We start from the raw sequence: 25,054 nt of genomic DNA, 5'->3' as shown, positions 1-25,054 counted from the left end.
CCCGGAGACCTCCTCAGTAGCCGAGGGCGCGCGCCACGGCCAAGAGCAGCACCACCGCCACCATCAGCACACGCGGGGTCTTCCGTGCCCGGTCCAGCGTCGGCCACGTCAGGAAGGCCAGCCACAGGAAGAACACGGCCACCAGCGTCAGGCACAGGGCGCCGATCACCCCCGGGGCCGTCAACCCCGCGATGAACAGCGCCCCGAAGATCAGCGGGACCGCCCAACGCGGACGCTGCCGCAGCCACACCAGAGGGACGGCGCTGCGCCGCTCCACCGCCCGACGGAACCCTCCCGAGCCGGAGCCGGGCGTGCCGTCCCCCTCGGTCGGGGAACCGCCCCGATCGGTCCGTCGCCGCTCGTCCTCGTGCTCGGGAGAGACCATCGCCGCCCGTTCCTCGTCGTCCACGATCGATTCCCCGGAAGGGTCCGGATCACCCGCTCTCATGGGACACGCGTTCGTCGCTTCCCTGGTAGATTCGCAGGTGTCCGTGACAGCCGAGCGAGCGATGACGCGCCGGTCTGCCGGGACCTCCGGTCCGCCATGTCAGTGAAGCAGGAACCGGCCGCCACCGCGAGGCGTGCGGCTCCCCCCGGTCGGCTTCGGATCACCGATCCCATGGTGACGGTTCTATGAGGGAGCCGAGACCCCGGGGCGGCCCCCGGTCCAGATCGACCCGCCTCGACGACGGGGTACAGACGAGCCGGGCACCCGCGCGGTCCCCGCCCCCGGTCGGGACCACGGGGCGTACGGGGGGTCGAGTACCTTCTACAGTCGGTTATCGACCGTTTGAGCAGCGCGGACCTTCCGCACTACGGTGCCCGTACTTCGTCCAGCGACGAACCCTCCGGAGAGTGTCAACTTCCGTGCCCGAACCCACAGTCATCGTGACGTTCGACGTCACCGAGCCTCACCTTCAGAACTGCCTCGACTCCCTGGCCCGTCAACGTGACGAGAGCCGGATCGAGGACACGACGCGCCCCATGGACGTGCCGGACATCGAGGTGGTCCTCGTACCGGTCCGCGCCGTCGGCGAGGCCACCTCGACCGCGCCCACCGTCCCGGAGGATCCCGAAGGGGAGAACACCGAACCGGACACCGGCGGAGACGACGAGACGGCCGAGACCGACGAGCAGCGTCCGGAGGAGAACGACCAGGGGGACGAGGCCGTCGACTCCGCGCGCGAGGACGGACTGGCCACGGCGCGCGCCTTCGCCGCGGCGCCCCCGACCGGCCTGCGCGTCACCCTGCTGGACGAGGACCCCGCCCCCCACCACCCCGCGGCCCGCACCCGCGGGGCGGAGGTGGCGAGCGGCGACCACCTGCTCTTCCTCTCCGGCGCCGACGCCCTGACCGGCTACGCCCTCGCGCACCTGGCCCACAGCGCCGCCGACACCCGTTCGGACCTGGTCATCGGCAACGTCCACCGGTTCAACGAGCTGGGCGCCTCCCCCTCCAAGGCGCACCGGCGACTGTGCGGCCGCCGGCGTCTGGCCGAGGACCCCCGGAACGTCCCCGGCCTGATCTCGGACGCGACCCTGGGCAACCGTCTATGGCGGCGGGAGTTCTGGCTCGCCCACGACACCTCGGCCCTCGCCCCCGAAGACGCCGACCTCGCCGTTCGGAGATTGACCCTGAGGGCCGACGCCGTGGACGTGCTCCCGGCCCCGGTACTGCTCATGCGCGAACGGACCGGCGATCGTCTCTCCCTCGACGAGGCCTCCCTCACCCGGCGGCTCACCGCGATGCGCGAGATCGCCCTCGAACTTCCCGGCACCGACCGTGAACTGTGGGACCGCAACCTCCTCCACGGCGAGCTCCACCGTCTCCTCCTGCGTCTGGACGACGCCGAGGAACCGGTCCGCGAGGTCGTCATGGACCTGCTCAACGCCTACATCGACCACGTGCCGGACACCCTGTTGCGGGGCCTGCCCGTCCTGGACCGTCTCCTCTACCACCTGGTGCGCAAGCGGCGACAGGCCGACCTGCTGGAGGTCGCCACCTTCGCCAAGAGCGTCGAGATCAAGAAGGCGCCCGCCGTCCGACAGGGGCTGGGCTACTACATCCGGTACCCCTTCTTCGACGCCGAGGACCCCGCCAAGGCGGTCCCCCGCGAGATCTACCGCCTCGACGACGAGATCAAGGTCCGGCAGAAGACCGAGGCCCTCTACTGGGAGGACGGGCGGCTGCACATCAAGGGCCGCGTCGGCATCCGCCACCTGCGGGCCCACAAACGTTGGCACCAGCACATCGTCGCCTTCGCGATCAACACCTCCACCAAGCGCCGGATCCGTGTTCCGGTGCAGGTCCGGCTGGCCGCCGAGTACCGCCTGCCGGACCTGCCCGACGCCGCCCGGCACGACTACGGCGGCTTCACCGCGATCCTGGACCCGCGTCGACTGCGCTCCGCCAGGGAGTGGGAACCCGGCGAGTGGAAGATCGAACTGGTCGTGTTCAACCGCGGCCTGACCCGACGCCGCATCATCGCCAACCCCGTCTCCGGCCAGCCCGAACGCCCCGGCTACCACGAGGTCGGCGGTGACATGTGGATCCGACCCCACTGGAACCGCGAGCGTCACCTGGTCATCGCGGTCGAGCCCGCGCGCGCCCGTGTCGTCGAGCACCGTTTCGACGCCCGCACCGCCGAACTCCACCTGGAGGGCGAGCTGCTGTCCGCGCCCGCCGCCGACGCCACCTCCCTGCGGTTGGTCCGGCGTCCCGGTACCGCCCGGCTCACCTATCCGGTCCGGATCGAGGGCGGTCGCTTCAGCGCGAGCGTCCGCGCCGAGGAACTGTTCGCCCGAGGCCTCAGCGAGTGCGGCGGGGTGATCCGTCAGGAGGAATGGGACGCCGAACTGGTCACCGACGCCCAGGTCGGGGTACCCCTCGTCCTGCCCGACGAGGTGCCCACCACCCCCTACAACTCCGACGGCGCCCAGCAGGAACTGGTCGTGCTGCGCACGGCCACCGGACACCTCAAGCTCCGCGCGGGCCGGGCCAGGCCCGTGGTGGACCGCGCCGAATGGGACGAACGCGTCCTCATCCTGGGCGGCGAGTTCCCCAGCGGGGTCGACCTGCGCATCGTCGCCAAGGCCCGAGGCCGCGACGAGGAGCACGAACTCTCCCTGGAGCGTTCCGGGAACCGATTCACCACCCGCTTCGACCCCTCCCGCATCCGCACCCTGTCCGGGGAGCTCTCCCTTCCCGCGGGCTCCTACCAGCTGTGGGGTCGCGTCGGCGAGGAGGACGACGCACCGGAGGAGGAGACCGGCGCCGGCAGCGTCGACGTCGGCGTGGAGTTCGCCGACACGCTCCTCGGGGATCTGCCCCTGGAGACCCGGAGCCCCGAGCGCACCTACACGCTCACCTACCAGAACCGCGGCATCCCGGTGATCCAGGTCGGCAGCGACCTGCGCCCCGTGGAACGCGGTGCCTTCGCCCAGCGTCGACTGCGGGAGACCTTCTACCCGGCCCAGCGGAACGAGCCCGTCACCGAGGGCATCCTCTTCGACACCTACACCGGCCGCCAGTACTCCGACAGCCCTCAGAGCATCTACGCCGAACTGCGCCGTCGTGATGGCTGGGCCGACTACCCGATGTCCTGGCTGGTCGCCGACGGGCAGGTCAACCTGCCCGAGGACCTCACCCCGGTCCGGCACAAGGGCGAGGAGTACTACAGGGAGCTCGCGCGCAGCCGCTACCTGGTCTCCAACTCGCGTCAGCCCGCCTGGTTCCACCGTCACCCCGACCAGGTCGTCGTACAGACCTGGCACGGATCGATGCTCAAGCGCATCGGCTTCGACGTGGAGAACATCCGCGGCAAGTCGCGCGACTACTTCGACAAGCTGGCCTGGGAGACCCGCCAGTGGGACTACCTGGTCTCGCCCAGCCCCTGGGCCACGCCGATCCTGCGCAGTGCCTTCCGCTTCGAGGGCGAGGTGCTGGAGACCGGCTACCCGCGTAACGACATCTTCTTCTCCGCCGACCGGGAACGCATCGCCGAACGCACCCGGCGCGTCCTCGGACTGCCCGGGGGCAAGAAGGTCGTCCTGTACGCGCCCACCTGGCGGGACGACAAGTACTACACGCGGGGCAAGCACAAGCTCGACCTGCACCTGGACCTGCGCCGGATGTACGACAAGCTCGGCGACGACCACGTGCTGCTGGTCCGCCGCCACCCCCGCGTGGTGGACAGCGTGCCGATCGTCGGAGAGGACTTCGTCTACGACGTGTCCCTGTACCCGGAGATCATGGAGCTGTTCCTGATCACCGACGTGCTCATCACGGACTACTCGTCGATGATGTTCGACTTCGCCAACACCGGCCGGCCCATGCTCTTCTTCACCTACGACCTGGAGAGCTACCGCGACAACCTGCGCGGGTTCTACTTCGACTTCGAGGAGACGGCGCCCGGCCCGCTCCTGACCCGCTCCGACGACGTCATCGCCTCCCTGCTCGACATCGACGAGGTCGCCCGGAACAGCGAGGACTCCTATCGGGCGTTCGTCGAACAGTTCTGTCCCCTCGACGACGGTCACGCCGCCGCCCGCGTCGTGGACCGGGTCTTCGGCGAGGGCCGAGGAAGGTAGGGGAGCGGGCGGGAGACCCGGTCTCCCGCCCGCCCCGGGGCCGGGGCGTCCATGGGCTGCGCCACAATGGTCCGGTGATCGTCATCACCCGTTACTCCGTGCCCGAGGCCGACAGCGAGGCCTTTCGAACCGACGCCGACGCCGCCGTGGCGGTGCTGGCCGCCCGACCCGGATTCGTGCGGCACCGTATCGGCCGCGCCGCCGACGACCCCGAGCTGTGGACGGTCGTCACCGAATGGGAGGGCGCGGGCTACTACCGGCGCGCACTCTCGAACTTCGACGTCAAGATCACCGCGGTCCCCCTGCTGTCCCGGGCCATCGACGAGCCGACCGCCTTCGAGATCCTCGACGGAGAGCGGTCCCGCTGAGACCCGTCTCGGAGGCGGGTCGCCCGCCTCCGAGCGTGACCGAATACGTGCGCGAGAGCCCTCCGATTGCTCTAGCCTGGGGTGACGCGGTCGCCCGGAGCGCCACATCCGTGGCTCCGCGCGTGATCCGCGTTCCAACACACCCGACGATGTATCGCGAACAGCGATCCACCGACCGCCAGCCGGATGGAGAGTCACCCATGGCCGCCAAGTCAGAGGCAATGGACGCACTGGTCAACCTCGCCAAACGCCGAGGTCTGGTCTACCCCTCCAGCGAGATCTACGGAGGTCTGCGCGCCGCCTGGGACTACGGCCCCTTGGGCGTGGAGCTGAAGAACAACGTCAAGCGCCAGTGGTGGCGTTCGATGGTGCAGGAGCGCGACGACATCGTCGGCCTCGACTCCAGCGTGATCCTGGCCCGTGAGGTCTGGGAGGCCTCCGGCCACGTCAAGGAGTTCGTGGACCCGCTCACCGAGTGCCAGGCCTGCCACAAGCGCTTCCGCGCGGACCACCTCATCGAGGCCTACGAGGAGAAGCACGGCCACGAGCCCGCCGAGGGCCTGGCCGCCATCGCCTGCCCCAACTGCGGCGCCAAGGCCTCCTTCACCGAGCCGCGCATGTTCAACGGCCTTCTGCGCACCTACCTGGGCCCGGTCCAGGACGAGAAGGGCCTCGCCTACCTGCGCCCGGAGACGGCGCAGGGCATCTTCATCAACTACAAGAACGTCGAGCAGAGCGCCCGCCGCAAGGTCCCCTTCGGCATCGGTCAGATCGGCAAGTCGTTCCGTAACGAGATCACCCCGGGCAACTTCATCTTCCGGACCCGCGAGTTCGAGCAGATGGAGATGGAGTTCTTCTGCAAGCCGGGCAGCGACGAGGAGTGGCACCAGTACTGGATCGACGCCCGTCACCAGTGGTACTTGGACCTGGGCATCGCCAAGGACAACCTGCGCCTGTACGAGCACCCGGCGGACAAGCTGTCCCACTACTCCAAGCGGACCGTGGACATCGAGTACCGGTTCAACTTCCAGGGCAGTGAGTGGGGCGAGCTGGAGGGCGTCGCCAACCGCACCGACTACGACCTGCGGACCCACTCCGAGGCCTCCGGTGTCGACCTGTCCTACTTCGACCAGGAGAACAACGAGCGCTACATCCCCTACGTCATCGAGCCCGCGGCCGGTGTCGACCGGGCGGTGCTCACGTTCATGCTCGACGCCTACAACGTGGACGAGGCGCCCAACGCCAAGGGCAAGCTGGAGAAGCGCGCCGTCATGCGTCTGGACCCGCGCCTGTCCCCGGTCAAGGCCGCCGTCCTGCCGCTGTCGCGCAACGCCGATCTGTCGCCCAAGGCCCGTGACCTGGCCGCGAGGCTGCGCAAGCGCTGGAACGTCGAGTTCGACGACGCCGGCGCGATCGGCCGTCGCTACCGCCGTCAGGACGAGATCGGTACCCCGTTCTGCGTCACGGTGGACTTCGACACCCTCGAGGACGACGCGGTGACCGTGCGCGAGCGCGACACCATGTCGCAGGAGCGCGTGTCCCTGGACCGCGTCGAGATGTACCTGCTGGAGCGTCTGCCCGGTTGCTGACCGGAGCACGCCCTTTCCGGGCCCCGCCCGACCGTCGACGGTCGGGCGGGGCCCGTCCTGTACCCGGTACCTCCCTCGGCGGTAACGTGACGCCGGGGAACCGGACGATGCCGGTGGGCGAGGGACACGGTGAGGTCATGGGACGTGCGACGACGCGCGGGAGGATCCTGCGGATCAGGAACGGCTCCGTCGACGAGCGCGCGGACACCCTCGTGGTGGAGGAGCCCCTGGAGATCCGGGTGAACGGGAAGCCTCTCACGGTGACGATGCGCACGCCGGGGCACGACTTCGATCTGGCCGCCGGTTTCCTGCTCGGCGAGGGCGTGGTGCGCCGGGCGGAGGACCTGAGGGTGATCCGCTACTGCGCGGGGGCGACCGAGGACGGTTCCAACACCTACAACGTCCTGGACGTGTCCCTGGCCGAGCACGTTCCGCCTCCGGACACCTCGCTCGAACGGAACTTCTACACCACCTCCTCGTGCGGGCTGTGCGGGAAGGCGAGCCTGGACGCGGTGCGCACCCGGGCCCAGTGGCCGGTGGCCGACGACCGGGTGGGGATCGGGTCGCGGATCCTGATGGAGCTGCCCGACCGGCTCCGTGGGGCCCAGCGGGTCTTCGACCGCACGGGGGGTCTGCACGCGGCCGGGCTGTTCACCGTCGAGGGGGAGACGCTGGCGGTCTGTGAGGACGTGGGACGGCACAACGCGGTCGACAAGGTGGTCGGATGGGCTCTGCGTCAGGGCCGCGTCCCGCTGAGGGGGAGTGTGCTGATGGTCTCCGGGCGTGCCTCGTTCGAGCTGGTGCAGAAGGCCTGGATGGCCGGGATCCCGACCTTGGCGGCGGTGTCGGCGCCCTCGTCGTTGGCGGTGGAGCTCGCGGAGGAGGCGGGCATGACCCTGGTGGGTTTCCTGCGCGGCGCCTCGATGAACGTCTACACCGGTATCGACCGGGTGCTGTTGGAGGAGGGTTCCGGGCACGCGGAGGAGCTCACGACCTAGGTCCGGAACACGACAGAGACGACCGGACCCGGGGGGATGTGGTCTCCGGTCGCCTCCTGGAACCCTCGGCCGCACACGACCGGGGGAACCTTCCCTCAACGTAGCGGTAGGGGGTGGGGGATACGAGGGTGTTTCGTCCTTCTTGTCCTGTCGTGTAAGCCAATCGTGACGATCTGGCCGGAAGCGGTCGTCGGTTCCTCCGGGCGAGGGCGGTCCGGATCCCGCTTCGATCGCGGGGTCAGCCCGCCGTGTAGACCACGAAGGACACGGCGATGTAGTGGCAGATGAACGCCGCGATGGTCAGGGAGTGGAAGATCTCGTGGAACCCGAACCATCGGGGCGCGGGGTCGGGGCGCTTGAGGCCGTAGACCACCGCGCCGACGCTGTAGAGCACGCCCCCCACGAGGATGAGGATCCAGGTGGCCGGGTGGGTGCCGCTCACCAGTTCGGGGATGAACAGGACCGCCACCCAGCCGATGGCCAGGTAGAGGGACGTGGAGAGCCAGCGGGGGGCGTTGAGCCACAGGAGTTTGAAGGCCACCCCGGCGATCGCGCCGCCCCAGACCAGGGAGAGCATGGCCACACGCAGGGTCCCCTCCAGGACCAGCACGATGAACGGCGTGTAGGTCCCGGCGATGATCAGGTAGATGTTCGAGTGGTCCATGCGGCGCAGGGTCCGCTGGGCCCGGGGGGACCACCGCCCCACGTGGTAGATGGCCGAGGTGCTGAACAGCAGCACCGAGCTGAGCGCGTAGACGGCGCCGGCGACCATGGCGGGGATCGTGGGGGAGAGCGCCACCAGGACGATGCCCGCGGCCAGGGCGAGCGGGGCGGTGCCCAGATGCAGCCATCCGCGCAGCCGGGGTTTGACCGCCTCCAGCAGGTCGCCGGCGGTGGCCGCGGCCCGTTCGGGTATCGAGGGGTTCCCGTGCTCGGTCCGACCGGTCGCCTCGGGGGCGACCCGTTCGTCCGTTCCGCTTCCGGAAGCCCCGGTCCTCTGCTCCTCCGACACCGCGCGCACCTCTCAGGTCCTCACGGGCCCGCCCCTCGGCGGGTCCGTCGCCCAGCCTAACTTACGGAAGCGTAGGTTACTTTCTGGTAATGCTGTGTCGCCCGGCACAGTCCACGGTCTCGGGGGTGGTCGGCGCGGGTATTGGTCTCCCGGCTCCGATGTGCGGGCGGTGGTGTGTCTGTTTCTCATGAGGGTGAAGGGCAGTGCCCTGAACAGGGGTTTCGTCCAAGGGTGCGGTGGTGGTCGCTCGAAGTGGGGTGGGGTGGCGGCCTCTCTTCCTGAACCATTGGTATAGACCTCTCTAATAGCCCTGAACAGCAGCTATGCGGTAAAAGGGCGGTTCGTGGAGGGGTGCTCTTGTCGAGTGTGGATAGAGTCGCGGCCAGATTCAGGGGTTGACCCGAACACCGGGTCACCGAGAGAGCGAGGGAGTACCCCCGTGGCCAAGTACGTCTACACGTTCGCCGAGGGCAACAAGGACATGAAGGATCTTCTCGGTGGCAAGGGCGCCAACCTCGCCGAGATGACCAACCTCGGCCTCCCGGTTCCCCCCGGCTTCACCATCACCACCGAGGCGTGCCGGCACTACCTCGACCACGGCAGCATGCCCGACGGCCTGGACGAACAGATCGAGACCCACCTCGTGCGTCTGGAGAAGGAGATGGGGCGCGGACTGGGCCGCCCCGACGACCCACTCCTGGTGAGCGTGCGTTCGGGGGCCAGGTTCTCCATGCCGGGCATGATGGAGACCGTCCTCAACATCGGCCTCAACGACGAGTCCGTCCTCGGCCTGGCCGAACGGAGCGGCGACGAGCGCTTCGCCTGGGACTCCTACCGCCGCCTCATCCAGATGTTCGGCAAGACGGTCCAGGACATCGACGGCGACCTCTTCGAAGAGGCGATCGAGGAGGCCAAGAAGGCCAAGGGCGTCACCGACGACCTCCACCTCGACACCGACGACCTCCGCCGTCTCGTCGACCGCTTCAAGGAGATCGTCGCCGACCGGACCGGTGGCCCCTTCCCGACCGACCCCCGCGAACAGATGATCCGCGCCGTCAGGGCGGTCTTCGAGTCCTGGAACGCCCCCCGCGCCGCGCTCTACCGGCGCCAGGAACGCATCCCCGCCGACCTCGGCACCGCCGTCAACATCTGCTCCATGGTCTTCGGCAACCTCGGCATGGACTCCGGCACCGGGGTCGCCTTCACCCGCGACCCGGCCACCGGGCGCACCGGCGTCTACGGCGACTACCTCCAGAACGCCCAGGGCGAGGACGTCGTGGCGGGTGTGCGCAACACCGTCCCCCTCACCGACCTGGAACGCATCGACGCCCACAGCCACGAAGAGCTCATGGGCATCATGACCACGCTGGAGAACCACTACCGCGACCTCTGCGACATCGAGTTCACCATCGAGCGCGGCAAGCTGTGGATGCTCCAGACCCGCGTGGGCAAGCGCACGGCGGCGGCGGCCTTCCGCATCGCCGACCAGCTCGTCGAACAGGGCATGATCACCCTCGACGAAGCGGTCCAGCGCGTCACCGGCGACCAGCTCGCCCAACTGATGTTCCCCCGCTTCGACGAGGAGGCCACGTCCGGAGACGACGTCCACCCGCTGGGCCGGGGCATGAACGCCTCGCCGGGGGCCGCCGTGGGCAAGGCCGTCTTCGACTCCTACACCGCCGTCAAGTGGTCCCGAAGCGGGGAACGCGTCATCCTCTGCCGCCGGGAGACCAACCCCGACGACCTGGAGGGCATGATCGCAGCGGAGGGGATCCTCACCAGCCGGGGCGGCAAGACCTCGCACGCGGCCGTCGTCGCCCGAGGCATGGGCAAGACCTGTGTGTGCGGCGCGGAGGAACTCGACATCGACACCAAGAACCGGCGTATGACGGCGCCCGGCGGGGAGGTCGTCGAGGAGGGCGACGTCATCTCCATCGACGGGACCAGCGGACTGGTCTACCTGGGGGAGGTACCGGTCGTCGACTCCCCGGTGGTCCGCTACTTCGAGGGCGAGATCGATCCCGCCTCCGACCAGGCCGACGACCTCGTGCGCTCCGTCGACCGGATGATGCACTACGTCGACGCGGCCCGCCGCATGTACGTACGGGCCAACGCCGACACCCCCGAGGACGCCGCGCGCGCCCGCCGGATGGGGGCCCAGGGCATCGGCCTGTGCAGGACCGAGCACATGTTCCTCGGCGACCGTCGCCCCCTGGTCGAGCGGCTGATCCTCGCCGACACACCGGAGGAGCAGCGGGAGTCGCTGAGCGCCCTGCTGCCCCTGCAACGGGAGGACTTCGGCGGCATCCTGGAGGCCATGGACGGCCTCCCCGTCACCGTCCGTCTGCTCGACCCGCCCCTGCACGAGTTCCTGCCCGACATCACCGAGCTGTCGGTGCGCGTGGCCGTGGCCGAGGCCCGAGGGGAGGACCATGAGAACGACCTCCGGGTCCTTCAGGCGGTGCACCGCCTGCACGAACAGAACCCCATGCTGGGGCTGCGCGGTGTCCGACTGGGGCTGGTGGTCCCCGGTCTGTTCACCATGCAGGTCCGCGCCATCGCCGAGGCGGCGGTCGACCGTATCCGCGCCGGCGGACGTCCTCGGCCCGAGATCATGATCCCGCTGGTGGGAACGGTTCAGGAACTGGAGATCATCAAGGACGACGCCCAGTGCGTGCTGCGCGAGGTGGGGGAGGAGGCCGGGCTGGAGCTGGAGCTCCCGGTCGGCACCATGATCGAGCTGCCCCGGGCGGCGCTCACCGCCGGGCAGATCGCCGAGAACGCCGAGTTCTTCTCCTTCGGTACCAACGACCTCACCCAGACGGTGTGGGGCTTCTCCCGCGACGACGTGGAGGCCTCCTTCTTCTCCGCCTACCTGGAGAAGGGTGTGTTCGGCGTCTCCCCCTTCGAGTCCCTGGACGTGGACGGGGTGGGCCGCCTGGTCCGTATCGCGGCGGAGGAGGGGCGGGCCGCGCGCCCCGACATCAAGCTCGGCGTGTGCGGTGAGCACGGCGGGGACCCCGCGTCGGTGCACTTCTTCCACAAGGTCGGTCTGGACTACGTGTCCTGCTCGCCCTTCCGTGTGCCGGTGGCCCGGTTGGAGGCGGGGCGTGCCGCCGGCCTCCCCCGCTGAACCCGAGTGACGTACATCCCCGTCGGTGTCCCGGGAAGGGCGCCGACGGGGGCGTTTCCGGGTGTCGAGGACACTACAATCGGAACCCCCTCGGTGGCGGGGAGGGAATCAAGTCCGTGATCTTTTCGTGATATATTCTCGGTCGCCGCCACAGCCTTCCCCAGAGCGGCCCTTCGCCCACCCCCACGGGCGGATCTCCAGGGCCGGACGGACCACCCTTCACACTTCACCCCGCGACGGTCGGGGAGGGCCACAACCTGTGACGGACGGGGGACATCCCAGGGGGAACAGGGTTCCCGGAATCAACTGTGCGGAGGTGAGCCGGTGCGAACGGCGAGCGACGGTCGTGGTGACGAGGCGTGGGACCACCACAGTGCCGTGTCGGCCGACGACGAGGCCACCCGGGTCTTCTCCCGAGGCGGCCCCGCGGACGCCCCCACCGGGTCCGAGACGACGCGGGACTTCACCCGTGTCCCCGAGACCACGGGCGCCTTCCCACGGGAGACCTCCGACGACACCACCCGCGTGTTCGACACCTCCGAATGGAACGACCCCGACGAACGGGACGTCCGGACCCCGGAACCCGATCCGGACTCCGAGTTCACCCGCAGGTTCGTCCGCGAACGCCCCGGATCGCGCTCCCGAGCGGGCGGACCCGCGCCGCGCGAGACCTACCGGACCGACCCCTTCGAACCCGAACCCTTCGAGCCGGGCCCGCCCGTGCCCGGAGAGGACCCCGAGGACGACCCCCGTCGTGGAGACTTCGACGACTTCGGCGGCTCCGGAGGCGGACCGGGACGCGGTGGCCGCTCCTCGGGCGACGACCGACCGCCCCATCGCCCCAAACGACGCAAACGGCGCCGCTTCCGGCTCCGTCGGATCATCGCCGTGGTCCTGCTCCTCCTCGTGGCGCTGCCCCCGGCGACGTGGGGCTGGGTCTGGTACACCGCGCGCCAGGACGACCGGGACGTCTCCGACGCCATCGTCGTGCTCGGCGCCAGCCAGTACAACGGAGTGCCCTCGCCCGTCTTCGAGGCACGTCTGCGGCAGGCCCAGGTCCTCTACCAGGAGGGCGTGGCGCCGATGATCGTCACCGTCGGCGGAAAACAGCCCGACGACGCCTACACCGAGGCCGCGGCCGGCCGTAACTGGCTGATCGAGGTCGGTATCCCCGCCGACCACGTCATCGCGGTCGAGGAGGGACGCGACACCCTCCAGAGCTTCCAAGCGGTCTCGGAGGTCTTCGAGGCCAACCACTGGGAGACGGCCATCCTCGTCTCCGATCCCTGGCACAGCCTGCGCTCCAAGGTGATGGCGGCCGACCACGGCATCGAGGCGGGCACCTCGCCCGCCCGCTCCGGCCCCGCCGTCATAGAGCGCCGTACCCAGCTCTGGTACATCACCAGGGAGACCGCCTCCCTCTGGTACTACTGGATCTTCAACGACAGCAGCGACATCCGGGTCAACGCGGCCTGACCGTCGCGGATCCACCCCGAACGGGCCCGAAGGTGCGTCACGGGCGTGCTTCGTCATCGTCGAGAAGTAGGGTCGCGATCATGACGAGCACCCCGGGCGAGACCTCGGCCCACGGCTACCGGGCGAACGACACCGAACGCTACGCCCGCGAGTCCCGCAAGAGCCGCAGGCGCGGTCCCTTCGAACGCGACCGCGCCCGGGTCCTGCACAGCTCCGCACTGCGCCGTCTGTCGGCCAAGACCCAGGTCGTCCGACTCGGGATCAGCGACTTCCCCCGCACCAGGCTCACCCACTCCCTGGAGTGCGCCCAGATCGGCCGGGAACTCGGCCGATCGTTCGGCTGCGACCCCGACCTGGTGGAGGCCGCCTGCCTCTCCCACGACCTGGGCCACCCGCCCTTCGGACACAACGGCGAACGCGCCCTCGACGAGGCCGCGGCCTCCTGCGGAGGGTTCGAGGGCAACGCCCAGAGTCTTCGCCTGCTCGTCCGGCTGGAGGGCAAGGTCATCGACCCCGACGGACGCAGCGCCGGCCTCAACCTCACCCGCGCCACCCTCGACGCCACCGTCAAGTACCCCTGGCGCCGCGGAGAGGGCGGCGACACCGCCAAGTTCAACTGCTACCCCGACGACGTCGCCGTGTTCACCTGGTTGAGGGAGGGAGCACCCCTCGGCCGCACCTGCTTCGAGGCACAGGTCATGGACTGGTCCGACGACGTCGCCTACTCCGTGCACGACGTCGAGGACGCCCTGCACGCCGGCCTGGTGAGGATGTCCGCCCTGCGCGACCCCCACGAACGCGCCGAGATCTGTCGGGTGGCGGCCGCCCACTACTGCGACGCCGGCACCGCCGAGCTGGAGGAGGTCTACACCGACCTGCTCGCCGAACCCGTGTGGCCCGAAGCGTTCACCGGCGACCTCGCCTCCCTGGCCGCCCTCAAGAACCTCACCAGCGAGCTCATCGGCCGCTTCTGCCGCGCCGCCGAACAGGCCACCCGCGAGGTCCACGGCCCCGAACGCCTCACCCGCTACGGCGCCGACCTGGTCCTCCCGCGACGGACCCTGCTGGAGTGCGCACTGCTCAAGGCGGTGGCCGCGCACTTCGTGATGTCCCGCGAGGAGGCGAGGATCTACCAGGCGGAGGAACGCCGCGTCCTCACCGAACTGGTCGACGCCCTCCTGCACGGAGCCCCCGAGGCCCTGGAACCTCAGTTCCGGGCCTCCTACGAGGCGGCCACCGACGACGCCGGGGCGCTGCGCGTGATCATCGACCAGGTGGCCTCCCTGACCGACACCTCGGCCGCCCTCCTGCACGCGGACCTCACCGGGACGACCCCGCGACGCTGAGCGGCGCGGGGACTCAGTGATAGCCCCGGATCTCCCGGAACACCTCCTCCAGGTCCAGGTCGCGGGCGTCGAAGACCCGACCACCCGTCCGGGACGACAGACGCTCCATCTCCTCGGCGTCGGCCTCGCCGAACAGCACGGTGAACACCGGCGCGGCCGCGGCGTGAGAGGGCAGCCCCTCCAACGAGGCGAACAACCCGTCCAGGTCCAGCCCCCGGTTCACCTCACCGTCGGTCATCAGCACCACCGACGACAGGTACCCGTCCTCTCCGGCCTCCTCCACGAGGGAGTACGCCGCCTCCACGGCGTCGTAGGCCGCGGTCTCGCCGCCGACCTCCAGAGCGGCGATCTCCTCCGCCAACCCCCGCCGAGCGCGGTCCGCGCCCTCCGGCTCCACCACGAAGGAGACCGGCTCCCCGGGCTCGTCCGAGAAGGGCAGCAGCGTCACCTCCTCACGTTCCTGGAAGACCTGCCCGCGTGAGGACAGCGGCCCCTCGTCCGCCCCGGTCAACACGGTCAACGCCCGACGCAGCCCCGAGATCCGGGAGCCGGACATCGACCCGGACACGTCCAGCACGTACACCGTGCGCGCCGGGCGGCGCAGCTCCGAGAAGTAGGCCGCCACCAACTCGTCCACGACCTCCCGACGGGCGGGGAACGGCAGCTCCACCACCGAGGGGAACCCACGCTCCGAGACATCGGCCGCGGCCGGACGGCGGAAGGTGGTCTCGGCGATACGGGCCTGGACCTCGGCCGAGGTCAGGTCGGCCACCACCCGTTCGTAGGCGGCCGCGGCCTCCTCCGACGCGCCCGCCAGCAGGGTCAGCGGATAGTCGGCGGTGACCACCCCGTCCTCCGGATACACCAGGACCAGCGGATCCTCGCCGGCCTCGGGGACGTACGACATCAGCACCGACTCGTAGTTCACCACCCCGTCGGGGACGACCGCCCCCGACCCGGAGGCGTCGCGCCGACGCCGCTCGAACTCCTCCATCAACCACCCCGACGATCCGGCGGTGAGCTCTTGACCGGAGAAGAACGTCGCCAACCGTTCCTCCACCCCGGCCACGTCCTCGCGCTCCAACGCGGCACCGCTGTCGGCCATCGCCGACGCCGCGCCGATCAGGGCCGAGAAACCCGAGTTGGAGGCGGCCGGGCTGGACATGCCGTAGGTCAACCCCTCCTCCTCGACCGCCAGGGTCACGTCCTCCCAGGTGACCCCGGAGACGCTTCCGTCTCCGGCGACCCAGCCGAGCTCCTCGGCCCGCGAGGCGGACACCCCCAACACCACGGGGGAGAGCATCACCGAGGTCTCGCCGCGCACCGACGAACGGTCGCCGTCGACCAGGTGCAGGTAGCGGTTGGAGGGGAACCACACCGCGTCGTAGTCCTCGACGGAGCCCGCCACGATCCGTTCCGTCCCGTCCAACGTGCCGGAGTAGTCCAGGACCAGCTCGACGCCGGTCCGTTCGGCCGACTCCGCCAACAACGGCTCCATGTCGGCCAGTTCGCTGCCGGCCAGAACCCTCAGAGTCCCGGTGACCCCCGCGCCTTCGACGAAGGAACAGGCGCTCACGGCCAAGAGCGCCGCCAGGGCGCCGGCCCCCGCGCGTGTGCGACCCTTCACGTCCGTCCACCCCCGGAACGTCCGACGAACGCGTCCTCCGGGGCCGCGGGGGCCGTTCCGGTGTCCTCGTACTCCTGCTCGATGGCGTTCAGCAGAGCCTCCAGGGCCTCGTAGGCGGGAGAGTGCACCACGTCGCCGATCCCCGTCCGCACGGCAGGCCCGTACTCCTCGACCAGTTCCCGGAAACGCCCGGTGTCCTCGGTGCGGTAACCGTGCTCGGAGATCAGCCCGCGCAGCTCCGGGTCCTCGGTCAGCAGACGCCCCACCTCGTCACCCGCCTCGGTGAAGGGCACGATGGTGTGGGTCGAGAACACGGTCGGCTCCGGGTACATCACCACCGAGTCCTCGGGTGGGGGAGGGCCGAGGACCGCGGCGTGCACGTACTGGGACTCGTAGGCCCACAGCAGCGGGGTGTGCCCCGGTCCCAGGTCTCGGAACTGCTCGAAGGGCTGACGTGAGGACTCCGGGGGCTGCCCTTGGGCCAGGAACAACCGGGCCAGTGTGGACGTCAGCTCCTCGTCCACGGAACCGGGCGTGACCACCTCCTCGTCGTTGAGCAGGTAGGACAGCACCACCACGTACATCGCCGCCGAGTTCGAGGTGCGCGGGTCGGTGGTGCGGGCCAGCACCTCGTTGCGGTTGCTCGAACTCACCGCGTCGCCGGGCAGATCGCGCCAACGGACGCGGTCCTCGGTCAGCTCCAGATAGGCGGCCAGGTCCAGCGACCAGGTGCCGTCCTCGGCGACGCGCGCGACCCCCTCCTCCCGGAGGGCCTCGGCCATGGGGCCGTGCGCGAGCATCACCATGGGCGTGCTGAAGGGGTCGTATTCGTCTTCGACGCCGTGCAGACCGCGGATGTGCTCCGAGGCGGCCGCGGAACCGGGGGAGACGAAGTCCGACTCGTCGGCCCGCTCGGCCATCGATCGGGAGCCCTGAGGGCGTACCCGAACGTCGTATCCGAGTTCGGCGAACCGTTCCCGGACCCTCTCGTCCTCGAACAGATCGACCTTCTCCGAGCCGACGACCCCCTCGACCACCACCGGGGAACCGCCGAAGCGGTCGATCACCACGAGGCCGAGGGCCAGTACCAGTACCGCCACCACGGCACCGCCCGACAGTACGATCCATCTCCGGTACCGATCGGACCGTTGATCCTGAGCACGCACGGGGCGCACCTCCTGGGGGATGTGAGGATCCCCAGCCTGCTCCGCGTCGCCGACCGGCGTCCGACACCGGGATGGCCGGACGGTGGACCCCCGGCGAACCCCGGGCGATGGCCGGAACGTGCTCGAGGAGAACTACCCTGAACACCGTGGCAGGACGGATCAGAGACGAAGACATCGCCCTCGTACGCGAGCGCACCCCCATCGCCGACGTGATCGGCGAGTACCTCCAATTGCGCAACGCGGGAGGCGGATCGCTGAAGGGCCTGTGCCCCTTCCACGACGAGAAGTCCCCCTCCTTCAACGTCACCCCGGCCAAAAACCTCTACTATTGTTTTGGTTGCGGGGAGGGTGGGGATGTCATCTCCTTCGTTCAGAAGATCGACAGCCTCAGCTTCATCGAGGCCGTCGAGTCCCTGGCCCGCCAGACCGGGATCACGCTCCGCTACGAAGAGGGCGGTCGTAGCACCGCCCGACGCGACGAGGGCAAACGTCGACGTCTGCTCGACGCCCATAAGGCCGCCGCCGAGTACTACGCCGAGCGGCTCCTGACCCCGGAGGCCGTGGCCGCCCGACGGTTCCTGGACGAGCGCGGGTTCAACCGGGTGCACGCCGAACGGTTCGGTCTGGGGTTCGCCCCCGCCGGCTGGGAGAACCTCACCACCCACCTGCGCCACCAGGGCTTCACCGACGCCGAACTGATCGAGGGCGGATTGGCCAGCCAGGGGCGGCGCGGCGCCTACGACCGTTTCCGCAACCGGCTGCTGTGGCCGGTGCGCGAGGTCACCGGCGAGGTCGTCGGCTTCGGCGCGCGCAAGCTCGCCGAGGAGGAGGACGGCCCCAAGTACCTCAACTCCCCGGAGAGCCCCATCTTCCACAAGGGGCGTCTGCTCTACGGGATGGACCTGGCCAAACGGGAGATCTCCCGTAAGGGCGAGGCGGTCATCGTCGAGGGCTACACCGATGTGATGGCCTGCCACGAGGCCGGGGTCACCACGGCGGTCGCCACCTGTGGCACCTCCTTCGGCGAGGACCACCTCAAGATCCTGCGTCGCATGTTGTTGGGCCGCTCCAATCAGGGCGGCAGGGTCGTCTTCACCTTCGACGGCGACAAGGCCGGCCAGAAGGCGGCCGTCCGGGCCTTCGCCGAGGAGCACGGTTTCACCTCGGAGACCTTCGTGGCCGTCCAGCCCGACGGTCTCGACCCCTGCGACCTGCGTCTTCAGCACGGTCCTCAGGCGGTGGCGGACCTGGTCGACGGCGCCAGCCCCTTGTACGAGTTCATGATCCGGACCATCGTCGAGGGCTATGACCTGAACAACGCCGAGGGGCGTATCGCCGCCTTGGACGCCGCCGCCCCCGTGGTCGCCGGTATCCGGGACGAGGGCGTACGTCTGACCTATGGCAAGAACCTGGACCGTTGGCTGGGGCTGATGGACGAGGCCTTCGTGCTGCGCCGGGTCCGCCAGCACATGGGCCGGGGCCGTGCGCGAGGTGGTGCCGACCGCCCGAGGCAGGCCGCTCCGGCTCCGACGCCGGACGCCCAGGAGGCGCCCTACGACCTGCGCGACCCCTCGGTGCAGCGGGAGCGCCAGGCGCTCAAGCTCGCGATCCAGTACCCCCATTTGGCGCGGGGCTTCGACTCCCTCACGGAGGAGGACTTCACCGTCCCCCAGCACCAGGCGGTGCTCCGGATCATCCGGGATCAGGGCGGCGTCTCGTCGGTGGCCGATCCTCAGCATTGGCCGATCGCCCTGCGCGAGGCGGCCCCCAACGAACTCCAGCGCGATTTCGTCACCCGCCTGGGTGTGGAGGAGATCGAGTTCTACGGAGAACTCGATGAACATTTCGCGCGGGAAATGTTGAGCACGATCAAGACTCATTCCATCAACCGTCGCGAGTCAAACCTCAAGTCGGAGTTGCACCGGATCGACCAGGCCGCGCAACCGGAGGAGTTCGATCGGATCTTCGCCGACCTCATGCGCCTCGGCCAGCAGAAACGTGCCCTGCAAGAGGGTGGCGTCGAGAGTATGTAGCAAAAGGGTGACAATAGTACTTCTCCCCGTTTCAGTGGGGATATGGGCACAATGTACTGATGTCTCCCACGGCTGTGACCAATGGAACGCCGCCTCTGAGTCAGGTGGTCCGACTTCTTCCCGATTCCGGTCGGGGAACGGTGACTCGTGGGGAGGTCGCGTCCGTTCTCGAACGCCTCGACGCGCCCCCCGAGGCCCTGGACCGGACGATCTCCGACCTGTCCCGCAGCGGGGTCGACGTGGCCGTCCCCGAGGAGGCCGTGCCCTCCTCCGACCCGGGGCGTCGCTCCGGCTCCGACCTGGTCCGGCTCTACCTGCGCGAGATCGGCAAGGTCCCCCTGCTGACCGCTCGGGAGGAGGTGGAGCTGGCCAAGGCCGTCGAGGTCGGCCTGTACGCCCAACGGCGTGGTCCCGGAGGCCGGCATTGCACCCAGGACGAACTCGACGCCCTCACGGAAGAGGGACGACGGGCCAAACGGCGACTCATCGAGTCCAACCTGCGGCTGGTCGTGTCGATCGCCAAACGCTACATGGGGCGTGGACTGTCGTTCCTGGACCTGATCCAGGAGGGCAACCTGGGTCTGATCCGCGCGGTGGAGAAGTTCGACTACACCAAGGGCTTCAAGTTCTCGACCTACGCCACCTGGTGGATCCGTCAGGCGATCACCCGCGCCATCGCCGACCAGGCCCGCACCATCCGTATCCCGGTGCACATGGTCGAGACCATCAACAAGCTCGTCCGGGTCCAGCACAGCCTCCACCAGAGACTCGGACGCGAACCCAGCGTCGCCGAGATCTCCTCGGCCGCGGGTTTCGGGGGCGAACGCGTCCTGGAGATCCAACGACTGGCCCGCGAACCCGTCTCCCTTCAGGCGCCCATCGGTGAGGAGGAGTCCGACTTCGGCGACTTCATCGAGGACTCCGACGCCGTGGCCCCGGTGGAGGCGGCCGCCTTCACCCTTCTCCAAGAGCGGCTCCGGGTGATCCTGGGGGACCTGTCCGAACGCGAACGGCGGATCATCCGGCTGCGGTTCGGCCTGGCGGACGGGCGCACCCGGACCCTGGAGGAGGTCGGACGGGAGTTCGGGGTGACCCGCGAACGCATCCGACAGATCGAGGCCAAGACCCTCGCCAAGCTCCGCCACCCTTCTCGCGCGGGCACCCTGAAGGACTTCCTGCACGGCGGCTGACCCTTCGGCGCGGGCCGATGCGCTCCGGCCTCGCTACAACGTTCGAGGAGGGGCGCGGGTTCCCTCCGACCCGTGAACGGCCTCATGTGGCCGACATGGGGCGAACGACCTCTCCGGAACACCTCCGTGCCCCTACGGTCGAGGTGTGAACGCCCTGTCGAGTCCCTCCGGTTCCGAACGTCCTTCCGGCCGGCGCCCGCTCCTGGTCCTGGGCGCCGCCGTCGTCGCCGTGGTCCTGGTCGTGGGGATCCTCGTCCTCGTGAACCAGCGCCCGCTCCACCGGATCGGCTATTTCGCCGACTGGAACGTGGCCAACCGCGGTTTCACCATCGAACACCTGCGCGCGAGCGGGGCCGCCGACCGGTTGACCCGGATCATGTGGGCCTTCGGGGACATCGACGAGAACGGTCTGTGCCATATCCCCGAGGACCGGCACGATCAGCCCTGGGAGCTCTACCAACGCCGCTACGACGCGGACGAGAGCGTCGACGGCGAGGCCGACGACTACGAGCAGGAGCTCGCGGGGGGCCTCAACCAGCTCCGGAAGCTCCGCGAACTCGATCCCGACCTGGGCGCGAGCCTGTCCCTGGGCGGCTGGAACCTGTCGGTGGACTTCTCCACCGCGGCCCGGACCGCGGAGTCGAGGGAGGCCTTCGTCGCCTCCTGCCTGGACCTGTGGCTGCGCGGGGACCTGCCGGTCCGGGACGGCGAACCCCAGGGCGGCGAGGGCGTGGCCGCCGGGATCTTCGACGGCATCGACCTGGACTGGGAATGGCCCGGGGGACAGGGCAACCCCGACAACGTGGAGCATCCCGACGATCCGGCCAACTTCACGCTCCTGGTCGCCGAGTTCCGTCGGCAGATGGACGAACTCTCACGGGAGACCGGGGAGGAGTACGTCCTCTCCGTCTCCCTGCCCGGCGGCGCGGAGCACGCCGAGGCCTACGATCCGGAGATCTTCGACGACATCGACTTCGCCACGGTCCAGGGGTACGACTTCTCCGGGCCGTGGAACGAACGCACCACCCACCACTCCAACCTCTATCCCCCCGAGCACGATCCGGAGGCCAACAGCGTCGACCGGGCCGTTCGGCGCTACGAGGAACTCGGGGCGGACGCCGATCGACTGGTGATGGGTGTTCCGGCCTTCGGGCGCGGCTGGCAGGGGGTGCCCGCCGAGCGGGACGGGCGGGGACAGACGGCGACCGGCCCCGCCGACGACGACTACGACGGCCCCACCCGGGCCTTCGCCGACCTTCAGGCGATGGACGGCGAGCGTTTTCTCGACGAGGAGGCCGGGGCCTACTGGATCTACGACGGCGACGAATGGTGGACCTACGACGACCCCCGGGTCATCGAGCTCAAGGGGGAGTACGTCCGTGACCGGGGGTTGGCCGGGATGATGGTCTGGAACCTCGACATGGACGCCGAGGGCGAGCTCGTCCGGGCCATGGACGAGTCCTTGGGCTGACAGGCGCGAAAGGCGGAACGACGGGCGGTCCCGGCCGCGCGCCGCGGTTGCCAGGGCGATGAGGGCCGCGTCACTCTGTGGACATGTCCGAGCCGCACAGCAGTACCGCAAGCCCCGACCTCGCCGCACTGCGCGGGGATCTGGAGTCCGCAGTCCGTGGCACCGTCGCCATGGAGGCGGGCACGATCGCCCTCTATACCTCCGACGCCTCCAACTACCGTCGTGTGCCCACGGCCGTGGTCGTCCCGGAGACCGTCGACGACTGCGTCGCGGCCGTCAGGGTCTGCGCCGCGCACGGGGTGCCCGTCGTCCCTCGCGGTGGGGGCACGTCCATCGCGGGCAACTCCATCGGTACCGGCGTGGTCATCGACACCTCACGCCACCTGCGCTCCATCCTCGACATCGATCCCGTAGCCCGGACCGCCACCGTCCAGCCCGGCGTCATCCTCGACGACCTGCGCGCCGCGGCGGCCGAACACGGGCTCACCTTCGCACCCGACCCCTCCACTCACAGCCGTTGCACCATCGGCGGCATGGTCGGCAACAACGCCTGCGGCTCCCACTCGGTGGCCTGGGGCACCACCGCCGACAACATCGTCTCCCTGGACGTGCTCCTGTCCGACGGAACCCGGCTTACCGTCGGCTCCGGGCACACCGCGGAGGAGTTCTCCGAACTGACCCGGCGCCCGGGACGCGAGGGGGAGATCCACGCGGCGCTGGCCCGTCTCGTAGAGACCCATCGGGCCGAGCTGCGCACCGCCATGCCCGAGTTCCGCCGCCGTGTCTCCGGCTACGCGCTGGACCGGCTGCTTCCGGAGAAGGGGCGCGACGTGGCCGCGGCCCTGGTCGGCACCGAGGGCTCCTGCGTCATGGTCCTGGGCGCCACGGTGCGCCTGGTCGAATCGCCGCCCGCCCGCGCTCTGGCGGTGCTGGGCTACGACGACGCCCCGTCCGCCGCCGACGCCGTCCCCGCCCTACTGGGGCACTCGCCGCTCACGGTCGAGGGCATCAACGACCGTATCGTCGCGGCGCTGGACCGGGACGGGTCCCGTTCGCGGGTGGCGTTGCCTGCGGGCGGCGCGTGGCTGTTGGTGGAGATCGCGGGAGGGGACCCGGAGGAGGCGGCCGAGGCCGCGAAGACGATGATCGCCGGCCTGGAGGGCGACGACCGCCCCCGCGACGCCTCCGTGGTCACCGACCCTGCCCACCAGAAGGCCCTGTGGCGGATCCGGGAGGAAGGGGCGGGGCTCACCTCCCGTACCCCCACGGGCGCGGAGGCCTGGTCCGGGTGGGAGGACGCCGCGGTGCCCCCGGAGAACCTGGGCGCCTACCTGCGCGACTTCGACGCCCTCATGGAACGTCACGGCCGCTACGGGGTGGTTTACGGGCACTTCGGCGACGGATGTCTGCACGTGCGCATCGACTTCGAGCTCACCCACGAGGAGGGGCGGCGGGAGTACCGCGCCTTCATGGAGGAGGCGGCCGGGATCGTCGTCCGGCACGGGGGCTCCCTGTCCGGCGAGCACGGCGATGGACAGGCCCGCTCCGAACTGCTCTCCCGCATGTACCCCGAGAGCCTCATCCGGGCCTTCGGCGAGTTCAAGCGGATCTGGGACCCGGAGGGGCTGATGAACCCCGGGATCATCGTCGATCCGCTGCCCCTCGACTCCGACGTGCGGGTCGCCACCGACCTGCGGCCCGAACTCCCCCTGCTCTCCCAGGCCACGCTGGCCTACGGCGAGGACGACGGAGAGTTCGCGAAGGCGCTGCGCCGCTGCTCCGGTGTGGGCAAGTGTCGCCGTCAGAGCGGGCCGGGGGTGATGTGCCCCAGCTACCAGGTCACCCAGGAGGAGAAGCACTCCACGCGTGGCCGCGCCCACCTGCTGTTCGAGATGGCCAACGGCGAGGTCATCACCGACGGCTGGCGGTCGGAGGAGGTACGCGAGTCCCTGGACCTGTGCCTGTCCTGCAAGGGATGTCTGAGCGACTGCCCGGTCAACGTCGACATGGCCTCCTACAAGGCCGAGTTCCTATACCAGCACTACAAGGGGAGGGTGCGGCCGGCCGCGCACTACTCGATGGGCTGGCTGCCCCTCCTGGCCCGTCTGGCCGCGCTGGCCCCGAACGAGGCCAACCGGATGATGCGTCTGCCCGGGGTGTCCACGCTGGCCAAGCGGATGGCCGGGGTGGCCGCCCAGCGGGATCTGCCCGCCTTCGCGCCCACCACCTTCACCCGGGCCTTCCGCCGTCGCATGAACCGGGGCGAGGGACGCCAGGGAGGGCCCAAGGTGGTGCTGTGGCCCGACACGTTCGGCAACCTCCTCGACCCCCGGATCCCGATCGGTGCGGTCCGGGTCCTGGAGGACGCGGGCTTCTCCGTGGTCCTGCCCAAGGGGCAGGTGTGCTGCGGTCTGACCTGGGTCTCCACCGGACAGTTGGACGTGGCCCGCGCGGTGATGCGCCGAGCGGTGAACGCGCTGTCCCCGCTGGTCTCCCAGGGGCTGCCGGTGGTGGGGCTGGAGCCCAGCTGTACCGCGGCGCTCAAACACGACCTGGTGGAGCTCCTACCGGGTGAGGAGAGCCGACGGGTCGCCGAGTCCGTGCACACCTTCGCGGGGTTCCTCAACAAGTACGCGCCCGACTGGGAGCCGCCCCGCGTCGACGCCACGGCCCTGGCCCAGGTGCACTGCCACCAGCACGCCGTGATGGGCTTCGACGACGATCGGGAGTTGATCGCCCGGGCCGGGATCGACGGCGAGGTCCTCGACGCGGGCTGCTGCGGTCTGGCCGGCGACTTCGGCTTCACCGAGGGCCACTACGAGGTCTCCGCCGCCATCGGCGAACGCGAACTGTTGCCCAGGGTGCGCGCGGCCTCGGAGGACACCCTGGTCCTGGCCGACGGCTACAGCTGTCGGACCCAGATCGAACAGGGCGCGGACCGACGCCCCCTCCACCTGGCGGAGGTGCTCGCGCGGGGCATCGACGCGCGAGAGAAGAAGGAGAGCGCCGGCTGAGGCCGTGCGAGGTCGGTGGTGTCCGGGACCCCGGACACCGC

General features: G+C 69.8%; 15 protein-coding genes. 11 read left to right on the top strand and 4 right to left on the bottom strand.

The genetic code is table 11. The features are described 5' to 3' along the window. Nucleotides 1–13 precede the first annotated feature (13 nt). Entirely contained in the window at nucleotides 14–448 is a 435-nt protein-coding gene (locus tag U9J66_RS07455) for a DUF6703 family protein (RefSeq protein ID WP_378628294.1), read from the bottom strand. Nucleotides 449–867: 419 nt separating this feature from the next. On the opposite strand from U9J66_RS07455, the gene U9J66_RS07450 reads away from it, so the two are divergent. From U9J66_RS07450 to fdhD, 4 genes are all read left to right on the top strand, one after another. Further along, on the top strand, nucleotides 868–4,590 hold the full coding sequence (locus tag U9J66_RS07450) for a CDP-glycerol glycerophosphotransferase family protein (protein WP_326337357.1): 3,723 nt from the start codon (nucleotides 868–870) through the stop codon (nucleotides 4,588–4,590). 74 nt (nucleotides 4,591–4,664) lie between these two features. Then, entirely contained in the window at nucleotides 4,665–4,958 is a 294-nt protein-coding gene (locus U9J66_RS07445) for an antibiotic biosynthesis monooxygenase (protein ID WP_014908442.1), read from the top strand. Between the two features lie 200 nt (nucleotides 4,959–5,158). After that, nucleotides 5,159–6,547 carry a glycine--tRNA ligase gene (locus U9J66_RS07440; protein WP_014912415.1) on the top strand — a complete coding sequence of 463 codons (1,389 nt, stop codon included), beginning with the start codon at nucleotides 5,159–5,161 and terminating at the stop codon, nucleotides 6,545–6,547. A 137-nt stretch (nucleotides 6,548–6,684) separates the two neighbouring features. Beyond that, complete coding sequence (gene fdhD, locus U9J66_RS07435; protein WP_161111495.1) at nucleotides 6,685–7,545, top strand: formate dehydrogenase accessory sulfurtransferase FdhD; 861 nt, start codon at nucleotides 6,685–6,687, stop codon at nucleotides 7,543–7,545. A gap of 238 nt (nucleotides 7,546–7,783) precedes the next feature. On the opposite strand, the gene trhA is transcribed toward fdhD, so the two are convergent. Then, entirely contained in the window at nucleotides 7,784–8,566 is a 783-nt protein-coding gene (gene trhA / locus U9J66_RS07430; RefSeq protein ID WP_014908203.1) for a PAQR family membrane homeostasis protein TrhA, read from the bottom strand. 430 nt (nucleotides 8,567–8,996) lie between these two features. On the opposite strand from trhA, the gene ppdK reads away from it, so the two are divergent. From ppdK to U9J66_RS07415, 3 genes are all read left to right on the top strand, one after another. Continuing rightward, nucleotides 8,997–11,690, top strand: coding sequence for a pyruvate, phosphate dikinase (ppdK, locus tag U9J66_RS07425; RefSeq protein ID WP_326337356.1), 2,694 nt, complete (start codon nucleotides 8,997–8,999; stop codon nucleotides 11,688–11,690). A gap of 324 nt (nucleotides 11,691–12,014) precedes the next feature. After that, nucleotides 12,015–13,166, top strand: a complete 1,152-nt coding sequence (locus tag U9J66_RS07420; protein WP_014912761.1) for a YdcF family protein — start codon at nucleotides 12,015–12,017, stop codon at nucleotides 13,164–13,166. Between the two features lie 80 nt (nucleotides 13,167–13,246). Continuing rightward, complete coding sequence (locus U9J66_RS07415; protein WP_014908750.1) at nucleotides 13,247–14,512, top strand: deoxyguanosinetriphosphate triphosphohydrolase; 1,266 nt, start codon at nucleotides 13,247–13,249, stop codon at nucleotides 14,510–14,512. Between the two features lie 13 nt (nucleotides 14,513–14,525). Here U9J66_RS07415 and U9J66_RS07410 read toward each other — a convergent pair whose 3' ends face one another. Both U9J66_RS07410 and U9J66_RS07405 read right to left on the bottom strand, forming a co-directional pair. Beyond that, nucleotides 14,526–16,139: a vWA domain-containing protein gene (locus U9J66_RS07410; RefSeq protein ID WP_326337355.1), complete on the bottom strand. Its 1,614-nt coding sequence runs from the start codon at nucleotides 16,137–16,139 to the stop codon at nucleotides 14,526–14,528. Further along, complete coding sequence (locus U9J66_RS07405) at nucleotides 16,136–17,305, bottom strand: hypothetical protein (protein WP_042281108.1); 1,170 nt, start codon at nucleotides 17,303–17,305, stop codon at nucleotides 16,136–16,138. Before U9J66_RS07405 ends, U9J66_RS07410 begins: the two co-directional genes overlap by 4 nt. 146 nt (nucleotides 17,306–17,451) lie before the next feature. Between U9J66_RS07405 and dnaG the strand changes: the two genes are divergently transcribed. From dnaG to U9J66_RS07385, 4 genes are all read left to right on the top strand, one after another. Then, nucleotides 17,452–19,338 (top strand): DNA primase, encoded by a 1,887-nt coding sequence (gene dnaG / locus U9J66_RS07400; protein ID WP_042281106.1) that lies wholly within the window; start codon nucleotides 17,452–17,454, stop codon nucleotides 19,336–19,338. Between the two features lie 104 nt (nucleotides 19,339–19,442). Further along, nucleotides 19,443–20,528 carry an RNA polymerase sigma factor RpoD gene (gene rpoD / locus U9J66_RS07395; RefSeq protein ID WP_326337418.1) on the top strand — a complete coding sequence of 362 codons (1,086 nt, stop codon included), beginning with the start codon at nucleotides 19,443–19,445 and terminating at the stop codon, nucleotides 20,526–20,528. A gap of 145 nt (nucleotides 20,529–20,673) precedes the next feature. Then, the gene (locus U9J66_RS07390; RefSeq protein WP_014912419.1) at nucleotides 20,674–21,999 is read left to right on the top strand and encodes a glycoside hydrolase family 18 protein; all 1,326 of its coding nucleotides are present in this window, start codon (nucleotides 20,674–20,676) and stop codon (nucleotides 21,997–21,999) included. Nucleotides 22,000–22,082: 83 nt separating this feature from the next. Beyond that, a complete protein-coding gene (locus U9J66_RS07385) occupies nucleotides 22,083–25,013 on the top strand; it encodes an FAD-binding and (Fe-S)-binding domain-containing protein (RefSeq protein ID WP_026124934.1) in 2,931 nt (976 codons plus the stop codon). The last annotated feature ends 41 nt before the right edge of the window (nucleotides 25,014–25,054 follow it).

The organism is Nocardiopsis sp. LDBS1602, from assembly GCF_035818715.1.
Lineage (GTDB): Bacteria > Actinomycetota > Actinomycetes > Streptosporangiales > Streptosporangiaceae > Nocardiopsis > Nocardiopsis alba.
This window is presented reverse-complemented; position numbering and strand designations above follow the sequence as displayed.

What these genes read in the sequence shown, in the direction of transcription:
- fdhD (WP_161111495.1), top strand. Translation starts at nt 6,685, where the DNA reads ATGGGACGTGCGACGACGCGCGGGAGGATCCTGCGGATCAGGAACGGC.
- U9J66_RS07415 (WP_014908750.1), top strand. Translation starts at nt 13,247, where the DNA reads ATGACGAGCACCCCGGGCGAGACCTCGGCCCACGGCTACCGGGCGAAC.
- U9J66_RS07440 (WP_014912415.1), top strand. Translation starts at nt 5,159, where the DNA reads ATGGCCGCCAAGTCAGAGGCAATGGACGCACTGGTCAACCTCGCCAAA.
- U9J66_RS07455 (WP_378628294.1), bottom strand. Translation starts at nt 448, where the DNA reads ATGAGAGCGGGTGATCCGGACCCTTCCGGGGAATCGATCGTGGACGAC.
- U9J66_RS07385 (WP_026124934.1), top strand. Translation starts at nt 22,083, where the DNA reads ATGTCCGAGCCGCACAGCAGTACCGCAAGCCCCGACCTCGCCGCACTG.